Genomic DNA, 18,649 nt, shown 5'->3' with positions numbered 1-18,649 from the left:
GGAGCGAGCCAGGCGGGTTTTTCCTTGCCATGACCGCCTTGCGGCGGCGGCACAATTACTTCTTGTCGGCTTCAGCAGCAGCAGCGGCAGCTTCTTCGGCTTCAGCGGCAACAGCGCCAGCCGGGATCGAAGCGGTAGCGATGGTCTGGTCATCGCCGTGGCCAACAACGGTCACGCCAGCTGGCAGGACCAGGTCGCTCACGTGCAGCGAGTGACCGACGTCGATGTTCGACAGGTCAACCGAGATGAACTCTGGCAGTTGGCCTGGCAGGCACGATACTTCGATTTCGTTGGCAACGTGGCTGATGGTTGCGCCATGCAGTTTGACTGCTGGGGAAACGTCGGCGTTTTCGAAGTGCAGCGCCACTTTCACGTGGATAGCTTGCTTGGAGTCAACGCGCTGGAAGTCAGCGTGCAGTACCAGTTGTTTGTATGCGTGGACTTGGAAGTCGCGCAGCAGCACTTGCTGGGAAACACCGTCGATTTCCAGTTCCAGGATCGACGAGTGGAACACTTCTTTTTTCAGCGCGTGGTACAGAGCGTTGTGATCCAGGGAAACCAGGACCGGGGCTTCTGCGCCACCGTAGACGATACCAGGGGTCTGGCCGGAAATGCGCAGGCGGCGGCTCGCTCCGGAACCTTGCAATTCGCGTTTGAATGCGATAACTTTCATGTGAAACTCCAAATAAAACAAGACTCGCGTCTTGTGTGATGAAGACTCCCGCGACCAGGAGACTTCGGAAAATGGGTGCGGATGCACCCCGAAAACCACTAAAGCAGCGGCGCGGCCGGTTTGAAAACCGGTCGCGCCGCTGGTCTTACGTTATTTACTACCGCTTACCGTATCAATCGATAAACAGGGAAATGACCGAATCACCCTTGATGATGCGCTTGAACGTCTCGGCCAGCAGCGGCGCGCACGTCAGTTGACGAATCTTGCCGCAGGCCAGGGCCGCTTCGGACAGGGGAATCGTGTCGGTGACCACCAGCTCGTCCAGCGACGAGGCCGAAATACGGTCGATCGCCGGGCCGGACAGCACCGCGTGCGTGCAATACGCCACCACTTTCTTGGCGCCGCGCTCCTTGAGCACTTCGGCGGCCTTGGTCAGGGTGCCTGCGGTGTCGACCATGTCATCCATGATCACGCAGTTGCGGCCTTCGACTTCACCGATGATGTTCATCACTTCGGAGACATTCGCTTTTGGACGGCGCTTGTCGATGATGGCCAGGTCGCAGCCCAGGCGTTTTGCCAGGGCGCGCGCACGTACCACGCCGCCGACGTCCGGCGAAACCACCAGCAGATCCTGGTAGTTTTTCTTTTGCAAGTCGCCCAGCAGGATCGGCGAGGCGTAGATATTGTCGACTGGAATATCGAAGAAGCCCTGGATCTGGTCGGCATGCAAGTCCATGATCAGGACGCGCTCGACACCGGCTTTTTCCAACATGTTGGCGACGACCTTGGCCGAAATGGCCACACGCGCGGAGCGTGGACGACGGTCCTGGCGGGCATAACCAAAATACGGAATCGCTGCGGTGATGCGGCCTGCCGATGCGCGTTTCAGTGCATCGACCATCAGGATGATTTCCATCAGGCTGTCGTTGGTCGGGGCGCAGGTGGATTGCAAAACAAAAACATCCTTGCCGCGCACGTTTTCGTTAATCTCGACCATTACTTCGCCGTCGGAGAATTTCGAAACGTTTGCTTTACCGAGAGGGATGCCGAGATTTTTTGCGACCCCCTCTGCCAACGCTGGATTCGCGTTGCCGGTAAAAACCATCAGGTTTTCGTAAGCCATGGGAGTCCCAAGAGGTGATATAGAAGTCTTGAAAAGAACTAACCGGGCATAGGCCCGGTCAGTCTGTGTTATGCATGTGCCGTTTAACGGCTTGCTTCCCGTACTGGACGCCAACTTCGCATCGACAGACTACGGTGAAACGGGTGGCAGGGGAAGAAGGATTCGAACCTTCGCATGCTGGAATCAAAATCCAGTGCCTTAACCAACTTGGCGACTCCCCTACGCAACTGACTGCTTGCTGTCATGTTGGCCGGTATTATACCGACTTTTTGAAGCTAAGCAAAATCTTTTTTTGCTACTTGCAACATCGTGAGCAGCGGATGGTGGCTTAACGCTTTTGCCTTCCAGGCCGACCAGACGACAGGCACATTGCTGAGCACTGCATCTGCTTCTTCCTCAGTGGAAAACGCGCCAAACACACAAGCACCGGAACCAGTCATCCTGGCCTCACCGTAAGCACCCAGCCATTCTACCGCATCTGCTACCGGCTTGAAAAGACTGCATGCTACTTGCTGTAAGTCATTCTTTCCAAACCCGTTCGCGCTGCTGCTTTCTGCGAGGTGCCTGGAAAAGTCCGCTATTGTGACGGCTTCGGTATCCCTCGTCAAGCCTTCCGCGCAAAAAATTGCAGCGGTGGGTACTTGCACGCCCGGCTCGATCACCACATACCAGCATGCAGGCGTCGCGACCGCCTGCATTTCCTCGCCCACGCCTTCGGCAAAGGCGTTCTCGCCAAAGATAAAAAACGGAATGTCGGCGCCCAGCGGCAGGCCCAGCGCCATCAGCTCTTCGCGGCTCAAACCGCCCTGCCACAAGGTGTTCAACGCCATCAAGGTAGTGGCCGCGTCGGATGAACCTCCACCGAGGCCGCCCCCCATCGGCAGCACCTTGTCGATGGCGATATCGACGCCGCGCGGCAAGCTACCCGTGCGGCGCAGCACTTCGGCCTGCAGCAGCTTTGCGGCGCGGATGATCAGGTCCTGCTCTTGCGGCACGCCCGGCAGGTCGGTCACGCGCAAGATCAGGTCATCGTCGCGCAATGCAAAGTGCAAGGTGTCGCCATGGTCAACCAGCTGGAAGACGGTTTGCAGCAGATGGTAGCCGTCGGCACGGCGGCCGTTAACGTGCAGGAAAAGATTGAGCTTGGCAGGCGCCGGGCAATTGTTCAGTGTGGTCAATGTCATGGTGCGGTGGTGGCAGGAACAGGATCGAGCACGATGCGCAGCGAGACGGCGTCGGCCTGGGCGCTGGCATTGCGTTCGGCATCGATGCGGCGCGGCTGCGGTACCGCATCGGGAGTGGCCGCATCTTGCCACGAGACATAGCGAAGGCGCCAGCCATCCCTGGTTGTCACGCTGTCATTTTGCGGCGAGGCAATAAAACGCTTGCCGTCGGCGCCGGTCGCATGGCCTTGCAGCCAGTCGCGCAGGCCAGACACGGGCAGCGACCAGCCCAGTAGGCGCGCGCTGAGCGTATCGATGTCCGGCGCGCTGCGTGGCGGCTTGCCGCTTTGCGTCAAGATCGCTTCCTGCGGCGTGACGGCAATCGTCGCCAGGGTGCTGCCGACCGGCGAAAACAGGGTCACATCGGTGCGCTGGGGCGTTTGCTGCCAGGTGAAATTGACGGTGGCCGATTCGGGCTTGTCATTTTTCTGGTACACCACGTTCAGGCGGCCGGCCAGGTCGATCTGCTCGCGGTAGGCGGCGACGGTGTGCGACGAGGGCGGCTGGCCGGAGGTGAATGGGAGCGTGGTGCAGGCGGAGAGGGCCAGGCAGAGGGCTGTGAGGGGGATGAGGTTTTTTGTCATGGGAGCTTTAGAAATCACCCCAAGTGCAAAAGCCGGGGTCGGACCCTCAGGGTCCGACCCCGGTCCCTGCCTTGGGGTTTAAATTACAAACTGACATTCAACCGCGCCAAGGTACTTTTCAGCGCATCGTTTTTCGGATCCTTGGTATTCGCTTCGCGCCACAGCTGTTGCGCGCCATCCTTGTCGCCCTTCTGCCACAGCACTTCGCCCAGGTGCACGGCGATTTCCGGGTCGGGGCGTACGGCGTAGGCGCGGCGCAGCGCGTCTTCGGCGGCCGGCAAATTACCCATGCGGAACTGTACCCAGCCCATGCTGTCCATGATGAACGGGTCGCCCGGCGCCATCTGCAGCGCGCGCTCGATCAACGCCAGCGCTTCGGGCAGGCGGATATTGCGTTCGGCCAGCGAGTAGCCCAGCGCATTGTAGGCATGCTGGTTGTCGGGCGCGATCTGCATCACGCGGCGCAAGCTCGCTTCCATCTGGTCGAGCTTGTCGAGGCGCTCAGCCAGCAAGGCGTAGTCGTACAGCAGTTCGGGATTGTCGGGGAAGCGCACCAGGGCGTTTTCCAGCACCGTGTAGGCGCTTTGCACATAGCCGGCGTCGCGCAGCAGTTGCGCATCGACCAGCAGGATCTGGCCCTGGGCGGCAGGGTCGTCGACCTGCGTTTCGGCCAGGGTCTTGCGCGCGCCGTCGAGATTGCCGCTGCGCGCCATCAGCTGCGCGCGGCGCAAGCGGGCGTCCAGGTAGCCAGCGGACGCATTGCTGTCGACCTTGTCCAGCCAGGCGATGGCACCAGGAATGTCGCCGCGCGACTCGGCGATCTGCGACAGTATCATCAGTGCCTTGAACGGATCGCGCGCGTCGCCCGGGTTCTTGTCGAGCACGGCCAGGAAACGCTTGAAATATTGTTCGGCGCCCTTGGCGTCTTCCAGCTGCAGGGACACGATGCCCAGCGCATACAGGCCGGCCACATTGTCGGGCTGGCTCTTGAGCAGCGCCAGGAACTGCGTGCGCGCCGCTTCGAGCTGCTTCTGCTCGACCAGCAAGCGCGCATAGGCGGCGCGCACTTCGACCGCATCGGGGTTTTTGGCGAGGAAGTCAGACAGCACCTTGTTGGCCGCCTGCGGCTCGCCCGTCACTTGCGCCAGGGTCAGCACGGCCAGCTCGGAGGCCGGCTTCATCTGCAGGGCTTTATTGGCTTCGGCAATCGCGCGTTCGCGCTCGCCGATCGACAGCGCGCCCTGCGACAGCACCAGGTGCGCTTCGAACAGGTCATGGTACGGTTCCACCAGGCGCACCAGCATGGAATAGGCATACAGTTTGTCGTTGGCGCGGGACAAGATTTGCTGCGTCTGGAACAGGGCCACGCCGCGCGATCCGGGCGGCGCCGCTTCGATGCGCTGGGCAAAAATCGGCTCGGCTTCCTCAATCTTGTCGGTCAGCACCACGAAACCGAGGAAGAACTGGGTGGCCTCGTCGGATTCCGGCGCCAGGTCGCGCCACAAGCGGATGGCCGCCAGCGCTTCGCCGCCCTGCTTGGCCGCCAGCGCCATTTCGGACGCGCGGCGCGCCAGGCGCGGATCGCGCGTCTGCTGGGCCGCCATCATCATGGTCACGTACGGCCCCTGCCACTGGCCGTTCTTGAATTCCATTTCGGCCTTTGTCAGCTTGTACAGCAGTTCGCTGTTCAGGTCGACATTGGGCAGGGCATTCGGCTTGCCATCAGGAGCGTCGGGACTGGCCGCAGCCGGGCTGGCCGGGGCGTCCATGGGGGCGGTGGACGTTTGCGCCATGGCATGCGTAGCCATCAGGGCGGACAAGGTTACAATGGCGAAAGCGTTTTTCAAAGGCTGATCCTGGCTGAACGGCAAAGTTTGATTCTACGCCCAACCCGTGCTTTGCGTACTTCACGCATGTAACGAAATATATTCAAGCAGCAAGCGGGCATGCCATCGGCCAGCCTGCCCATCCGTTTTCATCAGCGAGTCCTATGCCAGAATTGCCAGAAGTCGAAGTCACGCGGCGCGGTGTTGCGCCCCATATCGAAGGGCGCGCCGTGCGCGCGGTGGTGCTGCGCCGCGACGGCCTGCGTTGGCCCTTCCCCGCCGCCCTCGGTGAACAGCTGTCGGGCCAGACCATCGGCCTGACCGGCCGGCGCGGCAAATACCTGCTGATCCATTTCCAGCATGGCACCCTGATCATCCACCTGGGCATGTCGGGCCACCTGCGCGTGCTGCCGCCTGGCACCGAAGCGCTCAAGCACGACCATTTCGACCTGGTGGTCTCGGGCGACGATGGCGAACAGATACTGCGCCTGACCGACCCGCGCCGCTTTGGCGCCGTGCTGTGGCACGACCTGGCCGATGGCCCGCTCGACACCCACGTGCTGCTGCGCGGCCTCGGTGTCGAGCCGCTCGAAGGGGCCTTCACGGGCCAGCTGCTGTTTGAAAAGACACGCAACCGCAACACCAATATCAAGCAGGTGCTGCTGGCCGGCGATATCGTGGTCGGCGTGGGCAATATCTATTGTTCCGAAAGCCTGTTTCGTGCTGGCATCAACCCGAAGACGCCGGCCAGGCGCATTGGCCTGGCGCGCTACGAAAAGCTGGCGCAGGCGATCCGCGACGTGCTGGCCGAAGCGATTATCCAGGGCGGCAGCACCTTGCGCGACTTTCTGAACGTGAACGGCCAGTCAGGCTATTTCCAGCAAACGTATTTCACCTATAACCGGACCGGCAAGCCCTGCCGCGTGTGCGGCGCGCCGATCCGGCAAATCGTGCAGGGACAGCGTTCCACGTTTTATTGCGTGAACTGTCAAAAATAAGGGATATGCACATGGTGAGGGACCTGGAACAATACGGCGCCTGGCGCCAGGACGTGCTGGCCGCCTTGCGCAGCTACCAGCAGGCGGCGCAAACGGCCGGCCTGGTCGACGGCGCCTCGGCGCTGCGCCTGGCGCGCTGCCTGTCGCGCCTGGCGGACGACCGCCTGTCGGTCGCCTTCGTGGCGGAATTTTCGCGCGGCAAATCCGAACTGATCAACGCCATCTTCTTTGCCGACTATGGCCAGCGCATCCTGCCCTCGGGCGCGGGCCGCACCACCATGTGCCCGACCGAGCTGCTGTACGATCCTGCTTGGGAGCCGGCCATCCGCCTGCTGCCGATCGAAACGCGGGCGCAGAACCTGTCGACCAGCGACTACCGCGAGCTGCCCGGCGCCTGGACGGTGCTGCCGCTGAACCTGGACGCCGGCGGCGACATGCAGGACGCGATCCGCCAGGTGAGCCTGACACGCAAGGTCAGCGTGGACGAAGCGGCGCGCTACGGCCTGTATGACGCCGACGACGCCGATGCGCAGGCCATGCTCGATGAAGACGGCCTGGTGGAAATTTCGATGTGGCGCCACGCCATCATCAACTTCCCGCACCCATTGTTGAAACAGGGCCTGGTGATACTCGACACGCCCGGCCTGAACGCAATCGGCACCGAACCGGAACTGACCCTGAACCTGATACCGAACGCGCACGCGGTGCTGTTCATCCTGGCGGCCGACACCGGCGTTACGCGCAGCGATATCGAAGTGTGGCGCAACCATATCGGCGCCGATGGGGGCAGCGGCCGGCTGGTGGTGCTCAATAAAATCGACAGCATGTGGGACGAGCTGCGTGGCGAAGTGGAAGTGGCGCAGGCCATCGAGCGCCAGCAGGCCAGCGTGGCGCACCTGCTGGCGCTCGATGCGGGCCAGGTGTTTCCCGTCTCGGCGCAAAAGGCGCTGGTGGGCAAGATCAACCACGACGACGCGCTGCTGGAAAAAAGCCGCTTGCTGCCGCTGGAAGCGGCGCTGTTCAATGAGCTGATCCCGGCCCGGAAAAGCATCATCCGGCGCCAGCTGGACTTCGACCTTGAGGCGATCCTCGCCGCGCAGCAGGTGCAATACGGCGCGCGCGCGCGCGGCATCGCCGAGCAGCTGCACGAGCTGCACAGCCTGCGTGGCAAGAACCAGAGCGTGATCGCGCACATGATGCGCCGCATCGATATCGAGAAAAAGGAATTCGACAGCAGCCTGTTCAAGCTGCAGGCGACAAGGGCCGTGTTTACCCGTTTGTCGACCGAGCTGTACACCAGCCTGGGCATGGAGATCGTGCGCGACGATATCGACGCGGTGCGCCTGGCGATGCAGCGCAGCCGCTTTTTCACGGGCCTGCGCGACGCCATGCGCCAGTATTTTGAACGCATCGGCCAGAACCTCGACCGCTCCGAACGCAAAACAAACGAGATTACCGAAATGATGCAGGTGATGTACCGCCGCTTCGCCACCGAACATGGCCTGGCGCTGGCGATGCCGATGCCGTTTTCGCTGGCGCGCTACCGCCAGGAGATCGATGCGATCGAAGCGGTGTATCACAAGCAGTTCGGCACGGCCACCCTGCTCACCACCAGCCGCGTGGTGCTGATGGAAAAATTCTTCGATACCATCGCCTCGCGCGTGCGGCGCAGCTTCACCGCCGCCAATGACGACGCCAGCGCCTGGCTGAAAGTGATCATGGCGCCGCTCGAAGCGCAGATCGTCGAATACAAGGAACACCTGAAACTGCGCCTGGCCTCGATCCAGCGCATCCATGACGCCACCGACAGCCTGGAGCAGAAAATCGCCGGCTTCGAAGCATCGCTGGCCGCGCTGGAGCGCGACAAGGCGCAACTGGCGCAACTGGCCGCAGCGCTGCGCGCGGCCATCGCCACCTGACTACTGAACCGAACATCTACCGGAACCCTGCATGAAACGTCTGCTGCATCCGCTGTCGCCCGAAACGGGCGCGGCATCGCTTGAGAACTATGTTGATCCCACTTTTTCCGCCACCGTCATCGCCTGGCAAAAACAGCATGGCCGCCATGCGCTGCCATGGCAAAACACGCGCGACGCCTACCTGATCTGGCTGTCCGAAATCATGCTGCAGCAAACCCAGGTGGCAGCCGTGCTGGCCTACTACGCGCGTTTCCTGGCGCGCTTCCCGACCCTGCGTTCGCTCGCGGAAGCGCCGGTGGAAGACGTGATGGCGCAGTGGAGTGGCCTGGGCTACTACACGCGCGCACGCAACCTGCACAAGTGCGCGCAGCGCGTGGTGATGGAGTACGACGGCGTGTTTCCCAGCGATCCGCTGCTGCTGGCCGACCTGCCCGGCATTGGCCGCTCGACGGCGGCCGCCATCTCGGCTTTTTCCAGCGGCACGCGGGCGGCCATCATGGACGGCAACGTCAAGCGCGTGTTCGCGCGCGTGTTCGGCATCGACGCGTACCCGGGCGAAAAAAAGGTCGAGGAAGCCATGTGGCGGCGCGCCGAAGCGCTGCTCCCCGAGACCGGCATCGAGAGCTACACGCAAGGCCTGATGGACCTGGGCGCCACCCTGTGCACGCGCAGCAGCCCCGATTGCGGCCGCTGCCCCTTGCAACCACGCTGCGTGGCGTACGCCACCGGCCGCACCAAGGAGCTACCGGTGCGCAAGCCGAAAAAGACCAGCCCTGAAAAACACGCCGTGATGCTGGTTGTCGTCGACAACGGCCAGGTGCTGCTGCAGCAGCGCCCCGGCGCAGGCATCTGGGGCGGCCTGCTCTCCTTGCCGGAACTCGATGGCCATGTACTGCTCGATGGCGAGTTGCCACGTCTGATCGACCAGCCGGCCTTGACACGTGCGGTGGCGCCGTTCGGCGAGATCGAGACGCAGGAGTTGCTGCTGCCGATCGTGCATGTGTTTACCCACTACAAGCTGCATATCGTGCCCTGTCGCCTCACCTTGTCGCGCCGCCATCAGATGGCGGCGGAAGCGGGCTACGTCTGGCTCGACGGCGACAAGGTGGCCGATGCACCGCTGCCGGCGCCGATCAAGAAACTGCTGCTGGACCTGTTCGGCGACGCGCGCGCGGCACAGCGCAGCATGTTCTGAGGCTACAGCTCGTCGAGCGAATACAGGCGCCGGTGCTCGCGGATCGCATAGCGGTCCGTCATGCCGGCGATATAGTCGGCGATCTTGCGCGCCTGTTCTGTCGCGCTGCCGTCTTTCAGCTGGTAGTCGGGCGGCAGCAGCGCCGGCTCGGCCATAAAGCTGTCGTACAGCTCGCGCACGATGCGGCTCGCTTTCACGCGCATGCGGTTGACCTGGTAGTGGCGGTACAGGTTGACGCGCAAGAAGCGCTTCAGTTCCGTGGCGTCGGCACGCATGGCGTCCGAAAAACGGATCAGCGGCGCGCTGGCGCGCACTTCATTGACGTCGCGCGGCGCCGCGTCGGCGATCAGTTGGGTCGAGGTGGCGATCAGGTCGTCGGCCAGCGCCGTGATCAGGCGGCGCAGGGTTTCATAGATGGCGCGCCGGCCCGACAATCCCGGATAAACGGCCTGCACTTCGCGCCACAAACGGCCAAAGAATTCCACCTGTTCCAACTGCTCGATGGTGATCAGGCCCGAGCGCAGGCCGTCGTCGATATCGTGGCTGTTGTAGGCGATTTCGTCGGCCAGGTTGGTCAGCTGCGCTTCCAGCGTCGGCTGGGTGCGGTCGATAAAACGCTGCGCCACCGGCCCCAGTTCGCGCGCATGCGCCAGCGAACAGTGTTTCAGGATACCTTCGCGCGTTTCGAACATCAGGTTCAGGCCATCGAAGGCGCCGTAATGCTCTTCCAGCGTGTCGACCACGCGCAGGCTTTGCAGATTGTGTTCAAAACCGCCGTGCTCCAGCATGCATTCATTGAGCACGTCCTGGCCCACGTGGCCGAACGGCGTGTGGCCCAAGTCGTGCGCCAGCGCGATGGCTTCGACCAGGTCTTCGTTCAGGCGCAGGTTGCGCGCGATCGAGCGGCCGATCTGCGCCACTTCCAGGCTGTGCGTCAGCCGCGTGCGAAACAGGTCGCCCTCGTGGTTGAGGAACACCTGGGTCTTGTATTCGAGGCGGCGAAACGCCGAGGAATGGATGATGCGGTCGCGGTCGCGCTGGAACTGGCTGCGCGAGGCGTGCGGCGCCTCGGCATGGCGACGCCCCTGCCCCTGTGCCGAATGGGCGGCGTACGGAGCAAGGAAGTCTTCAGGCGTCATGGTCAGGCTACTCCAGCTGCCAGCGTGGCCAGCACCAGTTCGTGGGGGGCGGCCGTGATGCACGGGCTGCCCAGCGGTTTCAACAGGATGAACTTGATGGCGCCGCCCTCGTTCTTCTTGTCCACTTCCATCAGTTCGAGCCAGCGCGCCACGCCCAGGTCCGGCGCCTTGATGGGCAGACCGGCCGCGGCGACAAGCTTGCGCACGCGTTCTACCGCCGCTTCGTCGATATAACCCATGCGGCACGACAGGTCGGCCGCCATCACCATGCCGCAGCCGACGGCTTCGCCGTGCAGCCACTGGCCGTAGCCCATGCCCGCCTCGATGGCGTGGCCGAAGGTATGGCCAAAGTTCAGGATGGCGCGCAGGCCGCCTTCGCGTTCATCCTGGCGCACCACGTCGGCCTTGATCTCGCAGGAGCGGGCGATCGCATACGCCAGCGCGCCCTTGTCGCGCGCCATCAGCTTGCCCATGTTCGCTTCGATCCAGTCAAAGAAGGCCGCATCGATGATGGCGCCATGCTTGATCACTTCGGCCAGGCCGGCCGACAACTCGCGCGCCGGCAGCGTTTCCAGGGTCGAGGTGTCGGCGATCACGGCGCGCGGCTGGTAGAACGCGCCGATCATGTTCTTGCCCAGCGGGTGGTTGATGCCGGTCTTGCCGCCGACCGAGGAGTCGACCTGCGCCAGCAAGGTAGTGGGCACCTGCACGAAGCCGATGCCGCGCATGTAGCTGGCGGCCGCATAGCCGGTCAGGTCGCCGATCACGCCGCCGCCCAGCGCCACCAGGGTGGTCTTGCGGTCGCATTTGTTGGCCAGCAGCGCGTCGAAGATCTGCATCAGGCTGGCCCAGTTTTTATACTCTTCGCCGTCCGGCAGCACGATGCTGATCACTTCGCGGCCATCGCTGGCCAGCGCCGCCTGCAGGCGGCCCAGGTACAGCGGAGCGACGGTGGTATTGGTGACGATGGCCACCTTGTGGCCGCTGATATGGCGCAGCAGCGCGTCGGCGTCGGCCAACAGGCCGGGGCCGATGGCGATAGGGTAGCTGCGTTCGTCGAGGTCTACGCTCAACAACATTTTGGATTGCTCGTTCATCGAAGGCTCTGCGTGAATGACACAGTTGGGCGAGGCCTCGCATTCGAGGCTGGCCAGCTGCATCAGGATAGTCTGGACCATCGATTGTACGTTAGGACGGCCGGTATCGATGACTATGTCGGCCACTTCCAGGTAATGCGGTTCGCGCTGCGCTGTCAGGTTTTCCAGCGTCTTGCGCGGATCGGCCGTTTGCAGCAGCGGGCGGTTCTTGTCGTGGCTGGTGCGCGCCAGGATATTGCTGACGCTGGCACGCAGGTAGATCACCGTGCCGCGTTCTTTCAGAAAAGCGCGGCTTTCCGCATTGATCACGGCGCCGCCACCGGTGGCCATCACCAGCCCTTCCTGCGCGCACAGGTCGCGTATCACCTCCGCTTCGCGCCGGCGAAAGCTCGGCTCTCCCTCGATTTCAAAGATCAACGGAATCGACGCCCCGGTACGGGCTTCGATCTCGTGGTCGGAATCGATAAAGCGCAAGCCCAGCTTGCGGGCCAGGATGCGCCCGATCGTGGTTTTGCCTGCGCCCATCAGGCCGACAAGGAAGATGTTACGGTTGGAGATTTCAGCCACTTTTCATATCAATCACAAAATAACAGGCGCCGCACCGACGGCGCCTTTCCTGCGTCAAGGACAGGTGAAGCGCAGTTTAAACGGAAAACTGGTGACATTGCCGATTGGCGTCGTCACCGTGACGCTAAAGGTGCTGTCCACCGCCTTTTCACAGGTGGTCGGGGTCAGACTGTTAATTGTAACGGCATGCCGGGTTCCCTGGTCACCTTGCACATTGCCTCCTTCACGATCATCGACGCCAGCCAAGTTGTGCGGAAAGACATTTTGTATGCTGTTCGGCGCAATCGAGCCGGTGCCATTGATCATGTTGGCAATCGTGACGGTCGAGCCGGAAGGCAAGGGATTGCTGTTCTCATCGCTGAACTGCACGCTGAACTGGAGCGCACGGGACGCAGAAATTTCTCCCAGGTCGTAGTTGCTGTCACTGAGCCGCTTGGTCTCGCTTTGATAAAACAGGGTTGCGTTGCTGACACGGCTACCGCTCAAAAAGATCGCGATTTTTTTAAACAGCGTGTTGCTGCCGTCGGTGGTGCTGGCACAGATCACCGCCATGCCCGGCCTGAAGCGCGCTTCGCTACCGCACGGCGTCACGGCTGTACTGGGCACCTTGCGTGGCTCCTGCGCGCGGAAGTCCACCGAACAGCCGCCATTCATGGTGATGCAACCACCCATGTCCGACGAACCGATGGCGCCAAGCGTGGTCTGGAATGCTACAGGAGTGCCATCGGGAATCGGATTACCGGCTTGATCTGCGAACAATACCCTGACCTTGGTTGCAGGATTGTTGACGCCGCTGTCATACGACCAGCCTTCCACATTCGGACTGTCCACGCTGAGCGAGAACGCTGTCTGCACCGGCAAACCAGTAGTCACCAGCATGGAATCGGACAAGGTTGACACGCCTGAATCCAGGCTGGCCTGAACGCGAAACGTGGTTGGTACATTACCGGAATTGACGGTGGTAATGACTTCACCATTGGCATCGGTCGTATCAGTTTTCTTGTTGAGCATCATGCCAGTGCCATTCACCAGAGCGAAACTGACATTCTGTCCAGGCAATGCCTTGCCAAAATTATCAAATACGCGGAACGTCAGCGTAGCCGTTTCCGTGCGCAGCAAGCCTCCTTGCCCGCGGATCACAATTGACTTGTTGGCTGGACTGACAGCGGAAAACTGTACCGAAGCCGGGGACAACGTGCCGACGCCCATTGTCTGATGAAACGTTATATCGCTGCCCGTCACAGTTGCATTGACTCTATCGCCGCTACGATTGCAACCCAGGTCACGATAGACGGCGGTGGCCTTGCCGTTGACTGACGGCACGTTACTGGTCACGCTGGCCTTGCCCAAAAGCACGCAGTTGGAACTGAAATCGACGGTCGGTCCCGCTGCCGTATACAGGCTGGTACCAGCCATGATATCGACCGTGATATTGGTGGTGCCATAGGCAGGGATATTATTTGGCGAGAACTGCATATTGGCCGGAACTAGCTCAGTTGCCCCCAATACATAATTAACCTGGTCACTGGCCGTGGCGCCATTGGCCGTGGTCGATACCTGCAAGCTCGCTGCGCCACTGGCAGACAAGCTAAACGGGCGCAAGACAACGCTGGCCGTACCGTTCGTATCGGTCAACGCAGTACCGGTCGACGAGGACATGACGGCAAGCTGGTTATTGGTTGCAAACTGCACCAGCGCACCACTGATCGGCTTGCCGCTCAGGTCCGTGACCACGGCTTTGGCAGTCAGCGGAGTTGCATTCGACAGCGTATTGCTGGGCGTAGCACCGCTCAGCAATGACAAGGCTATCCTGGCACCAGTGCTCTGGGCTGCCGTCACTACATAATTGGCCTCACCGGTAATCGGCGTGGCACTGGCGCCGGCCGGCGTAGTACTGGCCGTCACTTTACCGGCGCCCGATACGCTGCCATTGAACGCGTTCAAGGTCACGCTGGCAATGCCCTTGGCGTCGGTCAATGCCGAACCATTGGTGGGCGAAAAGGTTACCAGTGCCGGATCGCTGGTAAAAGCCACCAGCACGTTGCTCACTGGCATGCCACCGGCATCCAGCACCAGTGCCTGGGCGGTCAGTGGCGCGGTGGTGCTCAATGCGTTGCTGCTTTGTCCGCTCGCGCCGAGCAACGACAATTTAAGTGTCGCGGCAACTGCTGGCGTGCCGCCGTTGCCAGTTCCTGAACCGCCGCCGATCGTCGGATCACCGCCGCCGCCACCGCAGGCGGCCAGCAGCGTACTGATCGCCAACAGCGCCAGCCATTCATATGCCCTGCCGAGCATTCCCTTGTTATTGACTCTATTCCGCATTATCCGCCCTTGGTTCCATGAGGTATGAATTGTTACTTAAACGCAAAGATATGACCTTACCGCGTCGAGGGCCTCTCTGCCACTATTTTCGGCGTTATGAACACCATTAACTCGGTTTTTTCTTGACTGCGGCCTGTGCTGCGGAAAAAAAACCCGAGCAGGGGTATGTCGCCCAGCAATGGCACCTTGCTTTGCGTACGGCGTTCGGACTGTTGATAAATCCCACCCAGCACTACCGTGCCGCCATCCTCGACCATTACCTGCGTCCTGACATGCTTGGTGTCGATGGCAAAACCGGAGCGCGTTTCCTGGCCCACGCTGTCCTTGTTGACGTCCACTTCCAGCACCACGTTGCCGTCCGGCGTGATCTGGGGCGTCACTTCCAGGCGCAAATTGGCCTTGCGAAACGTGATCGAGGTGGCGCCGCTGCTGGTGGCCACCTGGTAGGGCAGTTCGATGCCCTGCTCGATCAGCGCCAGCACCTTGTCGGCCGTCACCACGCGCGGGCTGGAAATGATCTTGCCCTTGCCGTCCGCTTCCAGCGCCGACAGTTCCAGGTTCAGGAAGCGGTTGGCGGCGGCCGAAAACAGGCTCAGGGCAAAGCTGGCCGGCGGCAGGCCGTTGATGCTGGCCGCCGGCAGGTTGACGAACTGCGTGTTCGGCACATAGGCGCCGGCCCCGGCCACCGCCTGGCCGGTCGCCTCGCCCACGCCTTCATAGGTGCCGCCAACGGTGGCGCGCCGGCCGCCGCCAATCGCAAATCCGGCCTGGCCGCCTTGCGCCAGGCGCAGGTCGGCAAAGCCCAGGCGCGCGCCCAGGTTACGGCTGAAGCTGTCATTGACCTCGACGATGCGCGCCTCGATCAGCACTTGCCGCGTGGCGATATCGGTTTTGGCGATCAGCAGGCGGATCTGGTCCAAACGCGCCGGTACGTCGCTGACGAACAGCTGGTTGGTGCGCGGCTCGATCAGCACGCTGCCCCGGCGCGACAGCACGCGGCTGCGCCCCTCCCCCGCATCGAGGCCGAACACGGTGCGAAACGATTCCGCCTTCTGGTAGTTCAGCTGGAACACGGCCGACTGCAAGGGTTCGAGTTCGGCGATCTGCGCGCGCTGTTCGAGCTCCAGCTTTTCGCGCGCCAGGATTTCCTCGCGTGGCGCGATCCACAGCACATTGCCATTGCGCCGCAGGTCCAGCCCCTTCGCCTGCAGCAGCACGTCGAGCGCCTGGTCCCACGGCAGCTCGCGCAGGCGCAAGGTGACATTGCCGGCCACGCTGTCGCTGGCGATAATGTTCTGTCCCGAGGCGTCGGCCAGCATATGCAGCGCCGCGCGCACCGAGACGTTCTGGAAATCGATGGAAATGAGTTCGCCTGCATACAGGCGCGGCGCCGTCACCTGCACCTGCATCGGTACCTGCGCATCCTGCGCGCCGCCGCCCACCGGCCAGAGCAGTGCGAGCATCAGCCACATGGCCAGCGGCCTCACTTTTTCGCCTCGGTGGCTGCCGCGCCCGCCACTTGCAGGGCCAGGCTGCCGCGCCGTTCGCGCCAGGCGCCGCCGGCGTCCTGCGCCACTTCGCGGTAAGCGATGGCTTGCTCGGTAATCGCCGTCACCACGCCATGGTCCGGCCCCAGGTACTGGCCGGTCGTGACCCGGTACAGGCGCTGCCCGGCCTGCAGCAAGGCTTCCGTTCGGCCATGCTGGCGCAGGCTGCCGACCATCGCCATATTGCTCAAGGCCACGCTTTCCAGCGGTTCGCGCACGCGGCGCAGATCGGGCGCGGCCACGCCGGCGGTGGCTGGCCGTTCCCTGGCGGCGGCGCCAAACGGATCGGGCAAGTCGCTGGCGCTGTAGTCGCGCGGCACGAAGGGAGCGAAGGCGACAACGGGAACGCGCAGGCGCGGCAGCGCCCTGGCCTTGTTGGCCGGCTTCATGTTATCCATGGCCCGCTGTTCCTGCGCATCGGGCAGGCGGTAGGCGCGCAGCACCGCGTCCAGGGTCGGCGGCCCGTCCTTGCTGGCACTCACGGCCAGCGCATGCACGGTCACGATGCGCGGCAAATAGGCCAGGTCGGCCATGAAAGCGCCGATGGCGTGGTAGCCGCCGCGCACCCTGAGAGCGATCGGCATGGCCACGTAATGCGCTTGCGGCGCCGGCACGCCCGGCTTGAACAACTCGAACTGCAGGCCGCGCGCCAGGCCCGCCTGGTTGATATCGGACAGCAAGGCGGCCATCTCTTGCTGGCGCGGCAACTGCTGTTCCAGGCTGGCCAGCGTGGCCGCCACGTCCTTCAGCTGCGCGCGCAGCCGCGGCAGTTGCCCGGCCCTGGCCTGCGCCTGGCCGTGCGCGGCGCGCATCGCCTCGGTTTGCGCCTGTGCCGCCTGCCAGCGCGCCACCAGTTCGCCCAGCTGCACCAGCCACGCCAGCGCCAGCAGCAAGGCCGCCAGCAGCGCGGCGCAAGCGAAGCGTGCATGACGGGGCCACAGCGCCATCTGTTTCAGGCTAAACATGGCTAGTCTCCTGGCGGCAAGCGGGACGGCAAGATCCAGTGCACGGTCAGTTCCACGCCGCCAGCGGACACTGGCGCGGGCGCGCGCACTTCCTGCAATTGCGGCGTGGAGCCCGGCAAGGCCTGCGCCAGCGCCAGCAGCAGCACCGAGACGGCCTGCTGCGACGGCGCCCTGCCCGCCAGCACCAGGCGAGCTTCTTCCTGGCGCAGGCTGTGCAGGATGACACCATCGGGCACGGCGCGGGCCAGCGCGTCAAGCACGATCACGGCGTCATTGCGCTGTGCCTGCAGCAGATGGACCGCCTGCCGGCGCGCGGCCAGCACGGCCGTTTCGCGCTGCGCCAGTTGTGCGGCCGCGATCGCAGCATCGCGCTCGCGCATGGCCGCCTGCAAGCCGGTCTGCTGGCGTGCCTGGCCATCGATGGCGAGACCGAGCGCAATACCGGCCATCAAGGCCAGCGCCGCGCCCAGCAGCACGCCGCCGGCCAGCTGGCGCAGCACCTGGTGTTCGCGCTGGCGGCGCGCCGCCTGCCGGTGCGGCAACAGGTTGATCCATGCCATCGCCGGCGCATGCGCATGTGCACTGGCGTCCGCACTGGCGTACGCACTCATCGGGCAAACCCGTGCAGGGCCAGCCCCCAGGCCAGCTGGAAGGATGCGCCATCGGGCATGGCTTGCCAGCCGCCATGCGCCGTGCCGGCGCGCAAGGCCAGCGCCTCGCTATCCATCACCACCACCTGCAGGCCCGCGCTGGTGGCCGCGTCGAGCCGGCGCTGCACGCTGGAACGCCGTGCCGCCACCAGCAGCACGTCGAGTTCGCCGCTTTCCTGGTCCGGCCCGACGGGCGCCGCCGGCCCCATGATGCAGAAATCGAGGCTCGCGTCCTCGACGTTGAAGGGCATGTATTGCGCCGCTTCCAGTTCCACCAGGATTTCCAGCTGCTCTTCCGGCAAACCTGCCGGCAGGCGCACGGCCTGCGTGATCAGGCTGCTGGCGGGCATGGCCAGCGCCACCCGGGAGCAAACGCTGCCACTGGCCTGGCAGGCCTGGCGCAGCAGGCCGGCCAGCGCCTCGACATCGTCGACGTTGCCGTCAAATATCACGCCCGGCGGCAGGGCCGCCATGCCGCTATGTCGGCGTTGCAGGACGCCGCGGCGCCGCCCAAGTTCGACCACGCGCACGGCGTGCTCGCCAATATCGATGCCCAGCAAGCCCGGTTTGCTAAAGGAAAACATGGCAGCTCCTCTCATGACCCCTGCAAAATGCTAGTCCCTGCCCGGCCCGGCTGACAACCGCTTTCCCGCCTGCGTCTGCGGCGCAGTGCGCCTATCTGCCGGGAAGCTGATCTGGCGCAGGACAATTGTTACCAAATCCTTGTTGCCAGCCAGCACAGAGACGCTTATATAGAGTAGCGACAAGAATTTCGCAGCCCGCCCGGCGCGCCGTTACCCCGGCAAGCTCGCTTATAATTG

14 protein-coding genes, 1 tRNA gene and 1 pseudogene are annotated in these 18,649 nt (G+C 63.2%); 3 read left to right on the top strand and 13 right to left on the bottom strand.

The window, feature by feature from the left end; all coding sequences use genetic code 11:
• Positions 1–55 precede the first annotated feature (55 nt).
• The 6 genes from AC0Z42_RS23800 to AC0Z42_RS23775 all read right to left on the bottom strand — a co-directional run bounded on the left by AC0Z42_RS23800 (position 56) and on the right by AC0Z42_RS23775 (position 5,450).
• Positions 56–673 carry a 50S ribosomal protein L25/general stress protein Ctc gene (locus AC0Z42_RS23800; protein WP_485470625.1) on the bottom strand — a complete coding sequence of 206 codons (618 nt, stop codon included), beginning with the start codon at positions 671–673 and terminating at the stop codon, positions 56–58.
• 172 nt (positions 674–845) lie between these two features.
• Positions 846–1,796: a ribose-phosphate pyrophosphokinase gene (locus AC0Z42_RS23795; protein WP_065310113.1), complete on the bottom strand. Its 951-nt coding sequence runs from the start codon at positions 1,794–1,796 to the stop codon at positions 846–848.
• 144 nt (positions 1,797–1,940) lie between these two features.
• A tRNA-Gln gene (locus AC0Z42_RS23790) sits at positions 1,941–2,017 on the bottom strand.
• Between the two features lie 54 nt (positions 2,018–2,071).
• Positions 2,072–2,980 carry a 4-(cytidine 5'-diphospho)-2-C-methyl-D-erythritol kinase gene (ispE, locus tag AC0Z42_RS23785; RefSeq protein ID WP_485470624.1) on the bottom strand — a complete coding sequence of 303 codons (909 nt, stop codon included), beginning with the start codon at positions 2,978–2,980 and terminating at the stop codon, positions 2,072–2,074.
• A complete protein-coding gene (locus AC0Z42_RS23780; RefSeq protein ID WP_485470623.1) occupies positions 2,977–3,603 on the bottom strand; it encodes an outer membrane lipoprotein LolB in 627 nt (208 codons plus the stop codon). Before AC0Z42_RS23780 ends, ispE begins: the two co-directional genes overlap by 4 nt.
• Before the next feature lie 83 nt (positions 3,604–3,686).
• Positions 3,687–5,450 carry a tetratricopeptide repeat protein gene (locus AC0Z42_RS23775; RefSeq protein WP_485470622.1) on the bottom strand — a complete coding sequence of 588 codons (1,764 nt, stop codon included), beginning with the start codon at positions 5,448–5,450 and terminating at the stop codon, positions 3,687–3,689.
• Positions 5,451–5,593: 143 nt separating this feature from the next.
• Between AC0Z42_RS23775 and mutM the strand changes: the two genes are divergently transcribed.
• Genes mutM through mutY form a run of 3 tightly spaced genes read left to right on the top strand, consistent with a single transcriptional unit; the run spans position 5,594 to position 9,541 of the window.
• Entirely contained in the window at positions 5,594–6,427 is an 834-nt protein-coding gene (gene mutM, locus AC0Z42_RS23770; RefSeq protein ID WP_485470621.1) for a bifunctional DNA-formamidopyrimidine glycosylase/DNA-(apurinic or apyrimidinic site) lyase, read from the top strand.
• An 11-nt stretch (positions 6,428–6,438) separates the two neighbouring features.
• On the top strand, positions 6,439–8,346 hold the full coding sequence (locus AC0Z42_RS23765; protein ID WP_485470620.1) for a dynamin family protein: 1,908 nt from the start codon (positions 6,439–6,441) through the stop codon (positions 8,344–8,346).
• A 31-nt stretch (positions 8,347–8,377) separates the two neighbouring features.
• Positions 8,378–9,541 (top strand): A/G-specific adenine glycosylase, encoded by a 1,164-nt coding sequence (gene mutY / locus AC0Z42_RS23760; RefSeq protein WP_485470619.1) that lies wholly within the window; start codon positions 8,378–8,380, stop codon positions 9,539–9,541.
• Between the two features lie 2 nt (positions 9,542–9,543).
• Here mutY and AC0Z42_RS23755 read toward each other — a convergent pair whose 3' ends face one another.
• The 7 genes and pseudogenes from AC0Z42_RS23755 to pilM form a co-directional block, all read right to left on the bottom strand.
• Positions 9,544–10,680, bottom strand: a complete 1,137-nt coding sequence (locus tag AC0Z42_RS23755; protein ID WP_485470618.1) for a deoxyguanosinetriphosphate triphosphohydrolase — start codon at positions 10,678–10,680, stop codon at positions 9,544–9,546.
• A 2-nt stretch (positions 10,681–10,682) separates the two neighbouring features.
• Positions 10,683–12,302, bottom strand: a complete 1,620-nt coding sequence (gene aroKB, locus AC0Z42_RS23750) for a bifunctional shikimate kinase/3-dehydroquinate synthase AroKB (protein WP_485470722.1) — start codon at positions 12,300–12,302, stop codon at positions 10,683–10,685.
• A gap of 96 nt (positions 12,303–12,398) precedes the next feature.
• On the bottom strand, positions 12,399–14,666 hold the full coding sequence (locus AC0Z42_RS23745; protein WP_485470617.1) for an Ig-like domain-containing protein: 2,268 nt from the start codon (positions 14,664–14,666) through the stop codon (positions 12,399–12,401).
• Between the two features lie 56 nt (positions 14,667–14,722).
• Positions 14,723–16,045, bottom strand: a pseudogene (locus AC0Z42_RS23740) (type IV pilus secretin PilQ); the annotation flags it as partial.
• Positions 16,046–16,149: 104 nt separating this feature from the next.
• Positions 16,150–17,178, bottom strand: a complete 1,029-nt coding sequence (locus AC0Z42_RS23735) for a pilus assembly protein PilP (RefSeq protein WP_485470616.1) — start codon at positions 17,176–17,178, stop codon at positions 16,150–16,152.
• Positions 17,179–17,180: 2 nt separating this feature from the next.
• Positions 17,181–17,789, bottom strand: coding sequence for a PilN domain-containing protein (locus tag AC0Z42_RS23730; protein ID WP_485470615.1), 609 nt, complete (start codon positions 17,787–17,789; stop codon positions 17,181–17,183).
• Positions 17,786–18,412: a type IV pilus biogenesis protein PilM gene (pilM, locus tag AC0Z42_RS23725; protein ID WP_485470614.1), complete on the bottom strand. Its 627-nt coding sequence runs from the start codon at positions 18,410–18,412 to the stop codon at positions 17,786–17,788. Before pilM ends, AC0Z42_RS23730 begins: the two co-directional genes overlap by 4 nt.
• Positions 18,413–18,649 lie beyond the last annotated feature (237 nt).

Source organism: Janthinobacterium sp. 1L-D-8-B-C4 (assembly GCF_057291295.1).
Note: the sequence above shows the minus strand (reverse complement) of the source record. Positions and strands in the feature narration are given on the sequence as shown.

What these genes read in the sequence shown, in the direction of transcription:
- AC0Z42_RS23800 (WP_485470625.1), bottom strand. Translation starts at nt 673, where the DNA reads ATGAAAGTTATCGCATTCAAACGCGAATTGCAAGGTTCCGGAGCGAGC.
- AC0Z42_RS23795 (WP_065310113.1), bottom strand. Translation starts at nt 1,796, where the DNA reads ATGGCTTACGAAAACCTGATGGTTTTTACCGGCAACGCGAATCCAGCG.
- ispE (WP_485470624.1), bottom strand. Translation starts at nt 2,980, where the DNA reads ATGACATTGACCACACTGAACAATTGCCCGGCGCCTGCCAAGCTCAAT.
- AC0Z42_RS23780 (WP_485470623.1), bottom strand. Translation starts at nt 3,603, where the DNA reads ATGACAAAAAACCTCATCCCCCTCACAGCCCTCTGCCTGGCCCTCTCC.
- mutM (WP_485470621.1), top strand. Translation starts at nt 5,594, where the DNA reads ATGCCAGAATTGCCAGAAGTCGAAGTCACGCGGCGCGGTGTTGCGCCC.
- AC0Z42_RS23765 (WP_485470620.1), top strand. Translation starts at nt 6,439, where the DNA reads ATGGTGAGGGACCTGGAACAATACGGCGCCTGGCGCCAGGACGTGCTG.
- mutY (WP_485470619.1), top strand. Translation starts at nt 8,378, where the DNA reads ATGAAACGTCTGCTGCATCCGCTGTCGCCCGAAACGGGCGCGGCATCG.
- AC0Z42_RS23755 (WP_485470618.1), bottom strand. Translation starts at nt 10,680, where the DNA reads ATGACGCCTGAAGACTTCCTTGCTCCGTACGCCGCCCATTCGGCACAG.
- aroKB (WP_485470722.1), bottom strand. Translation starts at nt 12,302, where the DNA reads ATGGGCGCAGGCAAAACCACGATCGGGCGCATCCTGGCCCGCAAGCTG.
- AC0Z42_RS23745 (WP_485470617.1), bottom strand. Translation starts at nt 14,666, where the DNA reads ATGCGGAATAGAGTCAATAACAAGGGAATGCTCGGCAGGGCATATGAA.
- AC0Z42_RS23735 (WP_485470616.1), bottom strand. Translation starts at nt 17,178, where the DNA reads ATGTTTAGCCTGAAACAGATGGCGCTGTGGCCCCGTCATGCACGCTTC.
- AC0Z42_RS23730 (WP_485470615.1), bottom strand. Translation starts at nt 17,789, where the DNA reads ATGAGTGCGTACGCCAGTGCGGACGCCAGTGCACATGCGCATGCGCCG.
- pilM (WP_485470614.1), bottom strand. Translation starts at nt 18,412, where the DNA reads ATGTTTTCCTTTAGCAAACCGGGCTTGCTGGGCATCGATATTGGCGAG.